This is a genomic window from Priestia sp. YIM B13551, assembly GCF_042787905.1.
Classification (GTDB): Bacteria; Bacillota; Bacilli; order Bacillales; family Bacillaceae_H; genus Priestia.
Window position 1 is genome coordinate 747503 of record NZ_JBHZOX010000001.1, and the last position, 16595, is coordinate 764097.

The 16595-nt window shown below is 38.4% G+C and carries 17 protein-coding genes; 1 reads left to right on the forward strand and 16 read right to left on the reverse strand.

What is annotated here, in order from left to right:
- Positions 1 to 34 precede the first annotated feature (34 nt).
- The 9 genes from ACFX4N_RS03870 to ACFX4N_RS03910 all read right to left on the reverse strand — a co-directional run bounded on the left by ACFX4N_RS03870 (position 35) and on the right by ACFX4N_RS03910 (position 9142).
- The gene (locus ACFX4N_RS03870) at positions 35 to 1522 is read right to left on the reverse strand and encodes an FAD-dependent oxidoreductase (protein ID WP_192100457.1); all 1488 of its coding nucleotides are present in this window, start codon (positions 1520 to 1522) and stop codon (positions 35 to 37) included.
- Between the two features lie 115 nt (positions 1523 to 1637).
- On the reverse strand, positions 1638 to 2228 hold the full coding sequence (locus ACFX4N_RS03875) for a superoxide dismutase family protein (protein WP_029321499.1): 591 nt from the start codon (positions 2226 to 2228) through the stop codon (positions 1638 to 1640).
- 188 nt (positions 2229 to 2416) lie between these two features.
- Positions 2417 to 2902 (reverse strand): YusW family protein, encoded by a 486-nt coding sequence (locus tag ACFX4N_RS03880; RefSeq protein WP_013056838.1) that lies wholly within the window; start codon positions 2900 to 2902, stop codon positions 2417 to 2419.
- A 116-nt stretch (positions 2903 to 3018) separates the two neighbouring features.
- Positions 3019 to 4401, reverse strand: coding sequence for an aspartate kinase (locus ACFX4N_RS03885; RefSeq protein WP_057273089.1), 1383 nt, complete (start codon positions 4399 to 4401; stop codon positions 3019 to 3021).
- A gap of 195 nt (positions 4402 to 4596) precedes the next feature.
- A complete protein-coding gene (locus tag ACFX4N_RS03890; RefSeq protein ID WP_192100458.1) occupies positions 4597 to 6468 on the reverse strand; it encodes a PTS fructose transporter subunit IIABC in 1872 nt (623 codons plus the stop codon).
- Between the two features lie 12 nt (positions 6469 to 6480).
- Positions 6481 to 7395 (reverse strand): 1-phosphofructokinase, encoded by a 915-nt coding sequence (pfkB, locus tag ACFX4N_RS03895; RefSeq protein WP_078081760.1) that lies wholly within the window; start codon positions 7393 to 7395, stop codon positions 6481 to 6483.
- Complete coding sequence (locus ACFX4N_RS03900; RefSeq protein ID WP_013056834.1) at positions 7392 to 8144, reverse strand: DeoR/GlpR family DNA-binding transcription regulator; 753 nt, start codon at positions 8142 to 8144, stop codon at positions 7392 to 7394. The genes pfkB and ACFX4N_RS03900 overlap by 4 nt, the downstream gene beginning before the upstream one ends.
- Before the next feature lie 381 nt (positions 8145 to 8525).
- Entirely contained in the window at positions 8526 to 8666 is a 141-nt protein-coding gene (locus ACFX4N_RS03905; protein ID WP_013056833.1) for a hypothetical protein, read from the reverse strand.
- Positions 8667 to 8788: 122 nt separating this feature from the next.
- On the reverse strand, positions 8789 to 9142 hold the full coding sequence (locus ACFX4N_RS03910) for a YolD-like family protein (protein WP_013056832.1): 354 nt from the start codon (positions 9140 to 9142) through the stop codon (positions 8789 to 8791).
- Between the two features lie 248 nt (positions 9143 to 9390).
- On the opposite strand from ACFX4N_RS03910, the gene ACFX4N_RS03915 reads away from it, so the two are divergent.
- On the forward strand, positions 9391 to 10230 hold the full coding sequence (locus ACFX4N_RS03915; RefSeq protein ID WP_028413534.1) for a YitT family protein: 840 nt from the start codon (positions 9391 to 9393) through the stop codon (positions 10228 to 10230).
- Between the two features lie 149 nt (positions 10231 to 10379).
- Here ACFX4N_RS03915 and ACFX4N_RS03920 read toward each other — a convergent pair whose 3' ends face one another.
- The 7 genes from ACFX4N_RS03920 to ACFX4N_RS03950 form a co-directional block, all read right to left on the reverse strand.
- The gene (locus ACFX4N_RS03920; RefSeq protein WP_057273087.1) at positions 10380 to 11375 is read right to left on the reverse strand and encodes a ketoacyl-ACP synthase III; all 996 of its coding nucleotides are present in this window, start codon (positions 11373 to 11375) and stop codon (positions 10380 to 10382) included.
- 108 nt (positions 11376 to 11483) lie between these two features.
- Positions 11484 to 12557, reverse strand: a complete 1074-nt coding sequence (locus ACFX4N_RS03925) for a sulfate/molybdate ABC transporter ATP-binding protein (protein ID WP_192100459.1) — start codon at positions 12555 to 12557, stop codon at positions 11484 to 11486.
- 19 nt (positions 12558 to 12576) lie between these two features.
- Positions 12577 to 13443 (reverse strand): sulfate ABC transporter permease subunit CysW, encoded by an 867-nt coding sequence (cysW, locus tag ACFX4N_RS03930; RefSeq protein WP_029321493.1) that lies wholly within the window; start codon positions 13441 to 13443, stop codon positions 12577 to 12579.
- A gap of 12 nt (positions 13444 to 13455) precedes the next feature.
- Entirely contained in the window at positions 13456 to 14292 is an 837-nt protein-coding gene (gene cysT, locus ACFX4N_RS03935) for a sulfate ABC transporter permease subunit CysT (RefSeq protein ID WP_192100460.1), read from the reverse strand.
- A gap of 94 nt (positions 14293 to 14386) precedes the next feature.
- Positions 14387 to 15451, reverse strand: coding sequence for a sulfate ABC transporter substrate-binding protein (locus ACFX4N_RS03940; RefSeq protein ID WP_013056826.1), 1065 nt, complete (start codon positions 15449 to 15451; stop codon positions 14387 to 14389).
- A 252-nt stretch (positions 15452 to 15703) separates the two neighbouring features.
- A complete protein-coding gene (locus tag ACFX4N_RS03945; RefSeq protein WP_013056825.1) occupies positions 15704 to 15856 on the reverse strand; it encodes a Fur-regulated basic protein FbpA in 153 nt (50 codons plus the stop codon).
- A 342-nt stretch (positions 15857 to 16198) separates the two neighbouring features.
- Positions 16199 to 16363: a YezD family protein gene (locus ACFX4N_RS03950; protein WP_013056824.1), complete on the reverse strand. Its 165-nt coding sequence runs from the start codon at positions 16361 to 16363 to the stop codon at positions 16199 to 16201.
- Positions 16364 to 16595: the final 232 nt, after the last annotated feature.

Below are 16595 nucleotides of genomic sequence, written 5' to 3' on the forward strand. Positions count from 1 at the left end.
GGTATGAACAATAGTAGTTTGTATGTAAGAAATGTTAAGGTAACGTATGGCGGTGAGACGTTATACTTTGAAACACATGATAGCCGCTTACCGATACGCCTATAGTTCCCGCTCCTGGAAACACTGTATCTCCGCATAACCACAGTCCTTGTAAGCCAGATCGATGCGAAATGCTGTTGAACAAGGCATGATCTAACGTTTGCGGAAAGCCTCCCACTCCGCCGTTTGGGCGAGAAGTGAACCTTTCCCATGCTTTAGGAGCTCCCGAAATTTGATGCTCTGCTTTTTCAATGCTAGGAATAATGGTTTTAATGCCTGCTACCATTTTTTTCTCAAAAACTTGTTTTTGAAGGTCATAGGCTTCTTTTTTACTCCACTTGCTAAGATCAATGTGAGTAGACGCTGTAATTGTACGCTTGCCTTCAGGCGCTCGAAAACGATCATCAGGATGAGAGACTGAGATAAATAAATGATTTCCTTCTGTCATTTCCCCTTGTTCGGATTGAAGTACTTGATGAAACAACTCTATCTTTTGCGGCAGATCTCTTTCATCAATGGCAAAATACATCGAAAACGTTCCCCACTGCGGAAGCTCGCTTTTTTCTTTTGCCCGCTTATGAATATGTTGGTAATCTTCATCATGCAGCAAAGACTTTAAGCTTTGAACCGGGGCGTTGCATACAACGTCTGATGCACGGTAACGGTTACCTCTATGATCATGCACGATCCACCCGTCATTATCACGCTCTATCTTTACTACTTTCCTTCCTAGAGTCGTTTTTCCTCCGTTGGCTTTAATCGATTTTTGCAGCGCTTCTGCGACTTTGTATAAGCCGCCATTCACATAAAAAGCTCCTTCGTGATAAATATCCAACGCTAAACATCCAATAAGCATTGAACAGTTCTCACTCGTTGTCTGCATGCTGTCTATTAATTGACCATCAACAAAATGAAGAAAGTCCGCTTCGTCTAACAAGCTGTGTTTTTTTAGTAAATAACTAAACGATTGATGAAAATAAGGCAACAGCTTCACAGAACCAAAATTCAACGAACTTACCAGCCTGCTCCACTCACCGACTGTCAGAGGAGGAAGAACCGGCAGAGACTGCATAAGCTTGCGAATTTCTTTTGCAATTCTAAAAACATTTTCATAAAAGCTCCTAATATTTTTTGCTTTATGAGGAAATTGTTTTTGAAGATAGGAAATATGCTGATACCGGTCTTGATAATAAATCAGTGTACGATGAGGAAGATGAACTTTCATGATTTTCTCAAGAGAAACCTTTTCAATTTCTAGGCCAAGGTACATGCCGATTCGCTCATGTATCCCTCCGTGCTCAAATCCCATTCCAAGCGTCGCTCCAACAGGAAACGTATACAAATGGCGCTGAAATTTCCCTGCACAGCCTCCCCATTCTCGAGAAGCTTCTAAAACCGTCACTTCATAGTCATGTTTAGCTAAAAGCGCTCCCGCTGTTAACCCACCTACTCCTCCGCCTATTACGACAACTTGCTTATGCATGTTTTCACCTTCTTTGCTCTTTCTTCTATTGTGCAAAAAAAAGAAGCTCACCGCAATTTAGAAGCGGCTCGTTACTGAAATAAAAAAGCCGTGAATGATTTCACAGCTTTTTGGCTTATTTTGTAATCACTCCACAAACAATCCGATCTCCTGAGTTTCCTGAAGGATCCGTTGTGTAATCGTCGACTTTATCATGTATCACTAATGCCGATCCATCCATATCCAAAAGAGAATTCGGCTTTCCTTCTTGCAGCGTGACAAGAGAAGCAAAAATTTCTGTATCTACTTTGCCATTTGGAGCAACTTCTAGATTGGGCAAATCACCTGCATGCGGGCCTTTTGTATTTTTAAAACCGTGTTCACGTTTAAAAGGATTAAAATGGGCACCCGCTGTTTTAAAATCCGGCACCTCACATTTTCCTATTTCATGAATATGAAATCCATGTCTTCCCGGTGAAAGACCTTGAGCAGTTAATTTAATTTGCACGCCGTTCTTTGCTTCTGACAGGGTAGCCTCTCCTACTTTTTTGCCCGATGTATTCGTTAAATCCACTTTAACAGGTTCTACCGATACTTCGCTTGTTTCTTTCGCTTCCTCTGTTTTCAAGTGGTTTTCATGAGCGTTATTTTGCTCTTTTACCATGCTGCATGCTCCTAACAATAACAGAACAAAGACTACACATCCGTTCATTATTAACTTTTGCATCCGTGATTCCTCCTTTTTCTTATTTATCACCATCCTTTCACTATTTTCCTTTTTTTAGACATCAAAAATAAGATTGAGACATACGTTCACCTTACCAATGAAAAAATCCGAACGAGTTGGATTCTTAATGAAGAACCTCAATTCATCGTTCGGATTTTCCTTCAACTAAAATATTTTGCTTTAACGTCTTACTTTTGTTTAAAGTTGTATTCTTTTTCCGTTCCGTTTGAAAAACGAACTTCTAATTCAAACGACTGAAAATCTTTTTTTAGGCCAAACGCATCGATTACTTCCTTTTTTACATCTTCATCGGGGGTGCGCTGATCAAAATTTAACTTTTTAAATTTTGAAGATAATTTATTAAAAGCTTTGTCTCCGTTCAAGTGCTCATCGTTAATATTATCATCCACTTTGGCTTCTATCTCATCATTTTCATTTTCGTAGTCGGCTTCATAATCATTGTTGAGCCCCTTATAGTCTACTTCTAAATCAAATTTTGAAAAGTTAAAAGATGTGTTTTCGCTTTGATTATCATAGCTCATCGGCGTTCCGCCATTCGTCACACCTTGTTTATTTTGAGCTTCTTTTGCCGGTGCTGCATCATCATTGTGGCATGCTGAAAGTACGCTAATACCTATAAGGGAAAAGAATATGAAAAAGGGTCGTTTCTTCACTGTATTTCCTCCTTTGACTTCACTCTTCCTTCCCTTTATGTCCACAAATTTGATTTTTATACGCCTTCACTAGAAAACCCCGCTCTCTAAAAAGAAAGCGGGGTTTTTCGTCTTGTTTATTTTATATTCGAATAAGAAATACTGTACATGCTGTTAAAATACGTATTGTAAAGAGCTTGAACAGCACGGTCTAAAGCATCTGCTTTCACACCAAACATCATGCTCACCTCAGAAGAACCTTGGTTGATCATTTCAAGATTCACTTCAGCACGAGCAAAAGCTTCTGTAGCTTTTGCAGCAATTCCTACTGTGCTATTCATTCCTTCTCCTACTACCATAACCATAGCAAGATCACGTTCAATAAAGATTTCATCCACTTCAAGTTCTTTTTCAATTCGAGCAAATACACGCTTTTCCACATCTAGCGTAAGCTGATGCTCGCGCATGATGACAGAGATATTATCAATTCCTGAAGGGGTATGTTCGTATGAAATACCTTCATCCTCTAAAATTTCAAGCAATCTTCTGCCAAAACCAATTTCACGGTTTAATAAGTATTTGCTCACGTGAATGTTGCAAAAACCTTTGTCCCCAGCGATTCCAACCACCGGCGTATCTCCGTGAGGACGCTCAGCTACAATGAATGTACCCTTTGCTTCAGGATTATTTGTATTCTTTACACATACAGGAATGCCTAGTTTATAAACCGGCTCTAGCGCTTCATCATGGAAGACAGAAAAACCTGCATAGGATAGTTCACGCATTTCTCTGTATGTTACCTCTTTCATTTCATGAGGCTTTTCCACAAGTCTTGGATCTACGCTATAAATAGCATCTACGTCGGTAAAGTTTTCATACAAATCAGCTTTTACTCCCGCTGCTACAATTGAGCCTGTGATATCTGAACCACCGCGCGAGAACGTAACCATGTTCCCTTCTTCGGAGTAGCCAAAGAATCCTGGGATCACTAGAATACCCGAACGCTCTCTTAGCTTCGGCAATTTTTCATAAGACAGTGGAAGCACTCTTGCTCTTCCGGGTTCATCAGAAACAAAAATACCTGCTTCTTTTGGATTTACATAATGAGCTTCAAACCCTAAATGGTTTAAATAAGCAGCCATTACCTTTGCGTTATTATCTTCTCCACTTGCTTTTAGACAGTCTAATAAGCGAAATGGATCGTTTTTATGTAAATCAATAAGTGATTGTAAATTCGTAATAATGTCAGTAATAATCGTTTCTGGGATAGACAAGTCCACAACGATTTCACGATAGCGATCAATTACTTGCCCAAACTCATCGACGTAATCTTCTCCAAGCTGTATTTTGGCAGAAAGTGCGATTAGCAAATCTGTCATTTTTGTATCTTCTCCGTATCGCTTGCCCGGAGCTGATACAACCACCAGCTTTCTCTCTTTATCAGACGTTACAATATGCGCAACCTGTTTAAATTTCTCTGCGCTTGCAACTGAACTCCCGCCAAACTTCGCAACCTTCATGTTTGAGACACTTCCTTACTTTGTTTTTAATATTCGATTATTGTACCATATTTTATCAAGTAGAAAAGCTTATCTATCTAACTTTTCTAAAAATTAAAGGAATACTATAGTAATTGTACTCTCATAAAGAACAAATGTCTACCACAAAAAAACAAAAAGACTGATTTTACATCATGTAAAATCAGTCTTTATTTGTTATTCTGCTTTTGGCTTTTTTAATACACCTACAAGGACCGCTGTTACAATTGCACCAATTAAAATTGCTAGTGCATATAAAAGAGGATTTCCTTGTACAATTCCGATAACGAATACGCCGCCGTGTGGTGCTGGTAAACCGATGTGGAACATCATTGTTAAAGCACCTGCTACTGCAGCACCGATAACCGATGCGGGAATCACACGTCCTGGGTCAGCTGCTGCGAATGGAATCGCACCTTCTGTGATAAATGAAAGACCCATTACATAACACGTTTTACCTGTTTCGCGCTCTTGGCGAGTAAATTTGTTTTTGAACAAAGTTGTCGCAATAGCCATACCTAATGGTGGAACCATACCGCCTGCCATAATCGCTGCGTGTGGTGCATAGTTTCCAGCATCAATCATTGCAATACCAAATGTAAAGGCTGCTTTATTAATAGGACCACCCATATCAATCGCCATCATACCGCCTAAGATAATACCTAATAATACTAAGTTACCTGTACCAAATCCACTTAACCAGTGCGTTAATCCTTTGTTAATTGCACTAACTGGCTCATTTACAACATAAAGCATAATCAATCCTGAGATAAAAATCCCAAATAGCGGATAAAGAAGAACTGGCTTAATTCCATCAAGCGCTTGCGGTAAACCGCTGAATAATTTCTTTAACCCCACTACTACATAACCTGCTAAGAAACCAGCGATTAAACCACCTAAGAAACCGCCTCCGCCAGAAGCTGCTAAAAGACCTGCAACCATACCGGGAGCTAAACCAGGACGATCAGCAATACTCATTGCAATAAACCCTGCTAGTACTGGTACTAGTAAGAAGAATGCATTATCTCCGCCAATTGTTTTTAGCGCCGCTGCAAATGCATTGTACGTTGGATCTTTCGGCTCTGCTGAGTGAATGCCAAACATAAATGAAATGGCAATTAAGATCCCGCCCCCTACAACAAACGGAAGCATTGCGGATACACCGCTCATTAGGTGCTTGTAAAACCCTGTACGCTCTGATCCTTTACTTTCTCCGCCTTCTTTGCTGCCACCGCCGCCGCTGTATACAGGAGCGTCTCCTTTTAACGCGCGGTTAATTAATTCTTCCGGCTTGCGAATTCCTTCAGCTACTGGAACTTGAATGACTTTTTTACCTGCAAAACGTTCCATTTCTACTTGCTTGTCCGCTGCAACGATAATAGCGGTAGCGTTTTCAATTTCTTCCTTCGTCAACGCGTTTTTAACTCCGCTGGAACCGTTTGTTTCAACTTTGAGCGTCACATTCATGTCTTTCGCTTTTGCTTTTAAGCTGTCCGCTGCCATATATGTGTGGGCAATTCCCGTTGGACAAGCCGTTACAGCAAGCACTAATTGATCTGAAGCTGTATCTACTTCCTCTTCCGGCGCTTCATTTTCAGTTTCTTTATCATCAATTGCTTTAATGATTTCATCAATTGATGATGCTGTTAGCAACGTTTTTCGGAACGATTCATCCATTAATAACGTAGACAAACGAGATAGTGTTTCTAAGTGAGCATTATTCGCTCCTTCACTCGCTGCAATCATGAAGAATAAGTGTGCAGGCTGTCCGTCTAAAGATTCATAATCAATACCTTCTGTTGAGCGTCCAAATGCAATGGCCGGTGTTTTTACCGAGCTTGTTTTTGCATGTGGAATGGCAATGCCTTCCCCAATTCCCGTTGTGCTTTGAGATTCACGATTTAAAATTGCTTCTTTATAGCCAGCTCGGTCGCTTAAGCGACCAGCTTCGTCTAATTTCCCAACTAATTCATCAATAACATCAGCTTTTGATGTGCTTTTTAAATCAAGAATGATTGTATCTTTTTTTAATAGTTCTGTAATTCTCATTCTCGGTTCCCCCTACTCTACCTTTGTGATTGACACTTGTTCACGAAGCGTCTTTACATCTTCTGCTGTACATAATTCAAGTGAGAATGCTGTGGCACTTCCTGAAGCTACTCCTGTTTGAAAAGCTTCTAATAAATCTCCTTGTTTTACATAAGAAGCAATAAATCCAGCTACAAGTGAATCGCCAGCTCCAACAGAATTTTTTACCGTTCCTTTAGGGACTGTGGCACTGTAGACACCGCTTTCGTTAATAAGAAGTGCTCCATCACCTGCCATAGACACAACGACGTTTTGCGCTCCTTGTTCCACGAGCTTCTTACCGTACACTAGCGCATCTTCTGCACTGTTTACTTCTACATCAAACAATTCTGCAAGTTCATGATGATTGGGTTTGATAAAAAACGGCTTGTGGGACACGACGTCTAGCAAAGTTTTTCCACTTGCATCTACTACAACTTTTACTCCGTTCGCTGCTGCTAGTTCAGTTAACGTTTTATACACAGAACTTGGAAGCGTTTTCGGTATACTCCCCGCTAATACGAAGATATCGCCTTCAGTCATTTGCTTTACTTGAGTCAATAAAGACTGAAGCGCTTCGTCTGTAATAGCAGGTCCTTGACCGTTAATTTCTGTTTCTTTTTCTGTTTTTAACTTTACGTTAATACGGGTATCTCCCTCAACTCTTGTAAAAGCTGTTTCGATATTCTCCGCTTTTAAGTAGTCTTCGATATAGGTTCCTGTAAAGCCGGCTACAAAACCGAGGGCTTTATTATCAACACCTAATCGCTTTAAAACGCGAGAGACGTTAATGCCTTTTCCTCCTGGAAACTTGGCTTCATTCGTTGTGCGGTTAAGCCCGCCTTCTTCGAATGCTGAAACATGTACTACGTAATCAACGGATGGGTTCAACGTACATGTATAAATCATGATTTCACAACCTTTATGTCTGTTTTGTTTGCATACTGTATAAGTACATCGCTAGGTACGTCATTTGTTATAATTTTTGCTTCATGTAAATCGGCTATTTTCGCAAAGCTTGTTTCAAAAAACTTAGTGGAATCTGATAAAATATAAGATTCTCTAGACAGCTTCATTGCCGTTTGCTTGATCAATGCTTCTTCTGGATCAGGAGTTGTATATCCATATTGATGATGAATCCCATTCGCTCCCATAAAGCACTTATCAAAACGATATTGCTCAAGACTTAAAAGAGCTCCATTGCCAATTAAAGCGCCCGTTTTATGTTTAACAGATCCCCCAATTAAATAGAGGGTGATACCTTGTTCTAGCATCGGGTTTAAATGCATTAAACCATTTGTCACGACAACTACATCTTTTTGCTTTAAAAAAGGAATCATTTCATACGTTGTAGTTCCTGCATCTAAAAAAATACAGTCACCTTCATTTATAATGGAAGCCGCATACTCTGCAATGTTTCGTTTATCTTGAACATTTTTAGCAGATTTTTCGATAACGCTCAGTTCGATTCGTTTACTGCGAATAAGCGAAGCGCCACCGTGAACACGTTTGAGCATTTGCTCTTCTTCTAGTTGACTTAAGTCTCTTCTAATGGTGGATTCCGAAGCGCCTGTAACTTCGATAAACTCTTGCACTTTTACAAGTTCTTTCTCTTTTAAAAGTTTTAAGATTAGTTGATGTCTCTCCGGCGTTAACATGTTCTAGCTCCTTTTTCAAAAAAGCGTTTTCATTTATTTCATGTACTTACTTTATCACGGTTTACATTCAAAATCAATCATAAAAAATCAAAAACATTCATTTTTTTAATTACAAAATAAAGTTTTTTGAACGAACAATTAGATTTGTATTTGGTTTAATAATAGTTCGTACAAAAGGAAATATGCTGGTAATTCAAGAATTTGTCTACTTTTCTCATTATATGTAAAGGTTTTCTTCTACTCAATTAGCTATGACTGTTTTTGACTATTTCTTGACCGATTGAATTTTTCTGACTGAATCGAGTATAGCTTATCCTGATTTCATAAAAGCCTACACACAAAAAAAGTTGTCCACCTTTTTGGACAACTCAAAGTGACCCATCATTTAAATAAAAACAGAAGCATATATAATATGGAAGCAAGGGCAGAAGAAATAGCTAAACTTGAGATAAAACGAACGAGTCTTTTTTTAATGAACTGCGTTAATTCGATTTCTCTTACTTGAGTTTTTTCATTTTGCATACAATAATCCCTTCTTTAATTAAAATTTCCTAGTAGCTAGAAGTTACTACTCGCAGAATATGCTTTTATGTATTGTATGCATGCGTTAAAAAAAAGATACAAAACGAACAAAAAAGCTACTCTTAGCTAGAGTAGCTTTCATCTTTCCATACATCTGCTTCAATTACTGCATCCGCTCGAATCGAATATGTATAATAAGGGCCTGTAACCATCAGCGTATTCGACTGCAGTGAGACTTTATCAATCGTCACTCGTTCATACCTTTGAATATGTCCTGCTTCATAGACGTGAAGCGTTACTGGATGATGCTCCGAGTAACTGTTCATAATGACATTTTCAATATGCTCAATCTTTTCTTTTTTCAACCCTAAAGACTGCTTATGCGCCTCGGGACTGTACATTTTCTTCATTTTCTCTAAATGCTCGGGCATTACTAACTTTGCATACTGTTTTAGTTCATCTTGATACACGTTCATTCTCCCCCTTGACTCTTGCTTCTATTTTACCGAACGAACATTCTCATTGCAAAACTTTTTAATCAAAATAAAAGCAAACAATTCATTTTTTCATACTCCATAAAAACTGTCAAAAGATTTTATGTTAATAGCAGAAACTGATTTTTAAAAAAATAATAATATCCCATCTTTAATTCGGTCTCTAGAGTTGGTATAATACATTGTCATGACTGTGTTTTCGGAGTTTTTGATGATTGGAGGTAACGTTCATGATTAATAAAATAAAAGAAATTATCCTCATTATTCTAGGGAGCCTCATTTTTGCACTGGCCATTAATTACTTTGCCATTCCAAATGAATTAGCTGAAGGCGGTGTAACCGGTGTAACAATGATTACCTATTATGTATTAGGCTGGTCTCCCGGTATCACAAACTTTATATTAAACGGTTTGCTGGTACTGATCGGATACAAACTACTTCACAAACGTGTTATTGCTTACACAATTATATGTATTATTTTCACGTCTCTATTCCTACATATAACTGAAGGACTGGGAAATCCTCTTGACGATACGTTACTGGGGGCTATTTTTGCTGGTATTTTAGCTGGTGTAGGACTTGGACTTGTGTTTAGAGGAGGCGGAACTTCCGGAGGCTCTGCAGTTATTGCCCGTTTAGCTAATCAATATCTAGACTGGAATATTAGCAAAACGATGCTGGCAATTGACTTATTAGTTGTAGCAAGCGCTTATTTTGTTATCGGTGGAGAAAAGACGATGTATACGGTTATTTCTCTTTACATCGGAACAAAGGTGCTTGATTATATCATTGAAGGACTCAACCCTCGCAAAGCAATCACCATTATTTCACACCGTTCAGCTGAAGTAGCCGAACAAGTCAATAAAAAGATGCAGCGCGGAGTCACCGTCTTTTCTGCTCATGGAAGCTATACAAAAGAAGCAAAAGACGTATTGTACGTCGTTGTGAACAAACAAGAACTTCTGGAGTTGAAGCGCATTATTCATAAAGTTGACGAACAGGCTTTTGTTGTCGTCCACGATGTGCGCGACGTCTTTGGAGTAGGTTTTACCATTCCAAAAGCCAGCTGAAAACCCGCTATAAAAAAGCGGGTTTTTTCTATTATATATGTTTGCGCTGAAAATACAGTAAACCTGCTGTTATAAAAAGAAAAAACTTTCTTATAACGACAATAAAAAGCTCTGTAATGAAAAAGAAAAAAGCTAAAAGGCGACGCCTTTTAGCTTTTTTCTTTACACGTCCATTTTATTAACAGACCGCAGTGCGTTAATCCTCCTCCAAACCCATAGAGAATAAGGAGGTCATTATCCTGTACTTTTCCTGTCATTATTCCTTCGTTTAAAGCAAGCGGAATAGAAGCTGAAGATGTATTTCCGCAGTATTGCACACTCGTTAACGTTTTATCCATTGAAACATCTGTTTTAGCACAAATAGCTTCGATCATTCGAAGGTTTGCACTGTGCGGAATAAACCAATTTACATCAGAAAGAGAAATGGAAGTATCCTTTAATAATGCTTCTACTCCTTTTGGAATCGTTCGTACAGCAAAGCGATATACTTCACGTCCGTTTTGAACTAAATTTCCACTCGAGTTAATTTCTTTTCCTGAAAGAGTATTAGATAAATTAGAACGATATAAATTTCCCCCTCCGCTCCCGTCCGTTCCGTAGTGACATCCTAAGAAACTTGGGATATGCTCGTCGTATTCTACAAGCATCGCTCCCGCTCCGTCACCGAACAGCACGCATGTTGCACGGTCCGTATAATCTGTAATTCTCGACATTACTTCGGCACCAATAACTAAAATCTTTTTATGCAATCCCGACGTCACTAAGCCGTTCGCCACATGAAGTCCATATGTAAAACCGGCGCATGCGGCACTTAAATCAAATGCAGCAGCTTGATCAATATGAAAGTAATCTTGAACCTGACATGCTACGCTAGGAAAAAAGTGATCAGGCGTTGTTGTCGAAACAATAATTGCATCTACATCTTCTATTTTTACATCATATCGGTTAAGCAAATTTTCAACGGCTTGAATGGCAAGCGTGGACGTGTATTCGCCTTCTCCTGCAATTCGTCGTTCTTTCATTCCCGTACGCTGTACAATCCATTCGTCACTTGTATCAACCATTTCTTTTAAATGGTCGTTCGTTAATTTTTGCTTCGGTGTATATATCCCCATTCCCGTGATTCTAGCTTTTGATTGTATCATTTCTCCACCTCAAATCAGTTGATACTTAATTATAACATCTGCCTTTAATATCTGGTACTAATTTATTGTTAGATAAAAAGCGCAAAGGCATACCCTTTACGCTTTTTATCAAATAGAATAATCTTCTGGAATAAATACTTTTAGCTGCTTAGGCTTTACATACACCTGATCTCCGACTTGAAGGCTGAGTGTTTTATAATGCTCTTTGCTTAATTCAGCTTCTAAAAATTCTTCTGCATCTTCTCTTTTTAATTCAATTTGCACGATAGGTCCTATCACATGAATATGGCTAACGGTTGCAGAAACGGCATCTGCGCTTGTGTTTACCTTTTCAAGGTGAATATCATGAGGTCGCACATAACCAACAGCTACTTCTTCATTTCTTCCGCTAAATTCTGGAACATCCATTTCAAAGCTTCCTTGTTTTAGTCTGCCTTTATGAATGCGGCCCTTGAATAAATTGACGTTCCCTAAAAAATCGTACACAAACGGACTGTTAGGATGATCATATACTTCCTCAGGACTTCCAATCTGCTCAATTTTTCCGTTGTTCATCACAACAATACGATCGGCCACATCTAAAGCTTCTTCTTGATCATGCGTAACGAATATACTCGTAATATGAAAGTCATTATGCAATTTACGCAGCCACCTGCGCAAATCTTTGCGAACTTTTGCATCCAAAGCTCCAAAAGGTTCGTCTAATAGCAGTACTTTAGGTTCCACTGCTAACGCTCGAGCAAGCGCCACTCGCTGCCGCTGTCCGCCGGATAATTGAGAGGGATAGCGATTTGCAAGCGGCTCTAGTTTCACAAGCTGCAGCAGCTCGGCTACTTTCTTGTTAATGTCCGCTTTAGAAGGTCTTGTTTTTTTAGGTCGTACTTTTAAACCATACGCAACGTTATCAAATACAGTCATATGTCTGAACAAAGCATAGTGTTGAAAAACAAACCCTACATTCCGCTCCTTTGGATTTACGTGCGTAATTTCCTTTCCATCAAATAAAATAGCTCCTTGATCAAGGTGTTCAAGACCGGCAATGATGCGAAGCAAAGATGTTTTTCCAGAACCGGACGGACCGAGTAAAGCTACTAATTCACCCGTTTGAATATCAATGTTAATAGAATCCAGCGCTTTAAAATCACCAAAGTTCTTTGATACGTGCTTAATATGGATACTCATCTCATAAGCTCCTTCCTATTTAAATATGCTTGGCTTTCCACTCGATAATGTTTTTCACAATTAAGGTAAAAATAGCTAAAACTGACATTAAAGAAGCTACCGCAAATGCGGCTGCAAATTGATATTCATTGTAGAGAATTTCAATATGAAGAGGCATCGTATTTGTCATTCCTCGAATGTGCCCAGACACAACGGAAACAGCTCCAAACTCCCCAATCGCCCGCGCATTACATAAAATAATGCCATATAATAAGCCCCATTTAATATTAGGTAACGTCACTAGAAAAAAAGTTTTGAAACCGCTGGCTCCTAACGTTAACGATGCTTCTTCTTCTGCTGATCCTTGAGCTTGCATAAGTGGAATTAATTCTTTAGCAACAAATGGCAGCGTTACAAAAAGCGTAGCTAAAATAATACCGGGAATAGCAAATACAATTTTAATATCTTGATTAAACAGCCATTCTCCGAATAACCCTTGTGCACCAAATAATAAAATAAAAACCAATCCAGCAATAACAGGCGAAACGGCAAACGGTAAATCAATAAGCGTAATTAAAAGATTTTTCCCTTTAAAATCAAACTTCGTAATTAACCATGCGGCTACTACGCCAAAAACGGCATTTAAAGGAACGGTAATAAGCACAACGATTAACGTTAGTTTAATAGCAGCCAAAGCATCCGGATTCGTAATCGCAGCTAGATACGTTTCCCACCCTTTTTGAAAAGCTGTCATAAAAATGGTGATGAGCGGAAGCACTAAGAATAGAGCTAAAAAAGCCAGCGCAATAAATGTAAGCAGCCATCGGACGACTTTGGGCTCTTTTAAACTAGAATGATTAAGTTCCACATTCGTTTTTGCATGCTGCATTGGAACATGTCCTGCCAATGCCATCCCTCCTTAACTATGTACAAATTTACGATTTGTCCACCATTGAATAATATTAATAAGTAATAACAGAAAAAATGATACAACGAGCATGACTGATGCAATAGCAGTAGCGCCCGCATAATCGTACTGCTCGAGTTTTGTCATAATAATAAGCGGCGTAATTTCAGTTTTCATCGGCATATTTCCAGCAATAAAAACAACTGACCCGTATTCTCCAAGCGCTCTTGCGAATGAAAGAGAAAAGCCTGTTAAAATAGCAGGCACCAGCTCTGGAAAAATAATTTTTCTGAACGTTTGCATTCGGCTGGCTCCTAAACTAGCAGATGCTTCTTCAATCTCTGCATTAAAGTTTTGCAATACTGGCTGCACCATTCGGACAACAAACGGCAGACCAATAAACGTCAGAGCGATAATAATTCCGATAGGCGTAAATGCGATTTTAAACGTAAATAATTGACCAATCCATCCTTTTGGGACGTAAAGAGTGGTCAAGGCAATGCCGGCAACAGCCGTTGGTAAAGCAAACGGTAAATCTACAAGTCCATCAATAAACCTCTTTCCAGGAAAATGATATCTCACTAATACCCATGCAATAATGGTTCCAAAAATAACATTAATAATGCCTGCTGCAAATGCTGCTCCAAAACTTAATTTATATGATGCTACTACTCTAGAGTCTGTAACAGTTTTAATAAAGTCGCTCCATCCCATAGATGCCGTATTTAAAAAAATCATAGCTAACGGAAAAAGCACAAGGATACTTGCATAAAACATCGTAAAACCTAAAGAAAGCCCAAATCCAGGTAAGATGCTTTTCTTTTTCTTCTGTCGTTGTAACACGCTCACGTCTTACACCTCTCTCTGCTTTCAAGATACATGTACACAGAAGATACGAATTACCATTCGTATCTTCCTCATTTACTTTTTTTAATGCATCATATTACTTTGGCTGATAAATCTGATCGAATGTTCCTCCATCGTTAAAATGAGTTTCTTGAGCTTTTTTCCAGCCGCCAAAATCTTTAATGGTGACTAGGTTAAGAGAAGGAAATTGATCTTTGTGTTTCTCTAATACTTTTTCATTTCGAGGACGATAGTAGTTTTCCGCTGCGATTTCCTGACCTTTTTCTGTATATAGATATTTCAAGTATGCTTTTGCTACCTTTGTTGTGCCTTTCTTTTCAGCTACTTTATCTACTACAGCAACAGGCGGTTCTGCTAAAATACTCAATGACGGTGTTACAATTTCAAATTTATCTTTTCCTAGCTCATTTAACGATAAGTAAGCTTCATTTTCCCATGCAATTAACACGTCTCCAATGCCCCGTTCTACAAACGTAGTTGTCGCTCCGCGTGCGCCTGAGTCTAACACTTCGACATTTCCATAAAGTTTACTCATGAAGTCTTCAATCTTTTTGTTATCTCCGTTATATTTATTCTTCGCGTATGCCCAAGCTGCTAAATAATTCCAGCGTGCGCCTCCAGAAGTTTTTGGATTTGGCGTAATAACGGATGTACCTTTTTTCGTTAAATCATCCCAATCTTTAATTCCCTTTGGATTTCCTTTACGAACTAAAAAAACAATTGTTGATGTGTATGGTGTAGAATTATGAGCCAATTCTTTTTCCCAGTCTTTGTTTAATAATTGGCGAGTTTGAGCGATTTCATCAATATCGTAAGCAAGCGCCAGCGTTACTACATCCGCTTCCAAACCGTCAATAACTGCTCGGCCTTGCTTACCAGAGCCACCGTGTGATTGCTTGATAGTAACGTCTTGCCCTGTTTTATCTTTCCAATAAGATGCAAAGCTCTTATTGAACTCCTGATAAAGCTCACGTGTAGGATCATATGAAACGTTTAAAAGCTCTACTGATTTTTTTGAATCGTTTTTACTCACAGAACTATCTTTCCCTGCTGTTTCAGTAGATTTCCCATTGCCGCAACCTGCTAGCACGACGAGCAATGCTGTTAGCACCATTAAAAACTGAACTGCTTTTTTCTTCATGTTTTACTCCCCTTTTTATAAAAAAATACAAAAAGACTGCTATCTCTTTGAAAAGAGAAGCAGCCTTCAGTTAGTCTGATCAGCGTATATGCTCTTAAATTATTCTTATTAAATTTATTCGTAAGAATAAAAAGAAGATACTTTCTGAAAAGACAATTTATTCTTGTTTTTATAATAAACACACTTTACCTATTAGTCAACTAGGTTTTTAATCTTTTTTACACTTATTTTAGTTCTTTTTACGTGTTTTCCTTATTTACTTCGTGCCTGATACTCTTTTTCTAAGTCAGAGAGTGTGAGTTCAAAAAGATGATGGTTTTCTTTTTTGTAAATCCCTTTTTTCAGTAACTCTTCAATGAGGTATTGTTTTCTTTGCCGCACCGCTGCTCGTAATAAATTTTCCATCTTTTCTCCTCCTATTATATTAATTTAAGAATAAAAAAAAGACTTCTAACACAGGTCAGAAGCCTTCGGTAATCCGGTCAGCACAGGAATGAAACTGTCAGATTTTCATAATTTTAAAAAGTATAAAGCTGCTGCTTTAGCAGCTTTACACTTCTCATCGTCATACTCGTACAACCTATAATTTTAATTCAAAAAATTCTAAATCTTTGACCGGAAAGAAAGTCAATTTTTCTTCGAATACGCACGTTTTCTATATTTAATAAAGTACTTGCTTGCCCCGCCGTCAAGCATTCGCTAGCTAGGCTGGCCCTTCAGTTTCTCTAAATACGTATTTAAATAGGCTTATTTGTGGCTTGCTACTTTGCTTTTAGCTAAAAAGCGGTTTTTTTCCGTGCTGTCCACTTGAGTAATTTGTCCGTCGTGAAGAGTAATTAGTACAGATCCATAGTTGATTTCAGTTAGTAATTTAACAATATAATCTAATTTTTCTTGTGTAATTGAAGCCATTTTATCATTCTCCTATTCATAGATAAATTTATATTTTAGTTGCAGTTGAATAAACAAAGCGAACAACATCTATAAGTACTTGTATAATGTGCAGAAGATAAATACATGGTAATCCTCCCCATATGTTCAGTTGAAGATTGAGATTTTAATGACCACAACCAATGTACAGAAAAGGCCCACACTAGTAGCGAACAAGTATGAGCCTTCGGTTGACCGATCAGCTTCTTTAGCA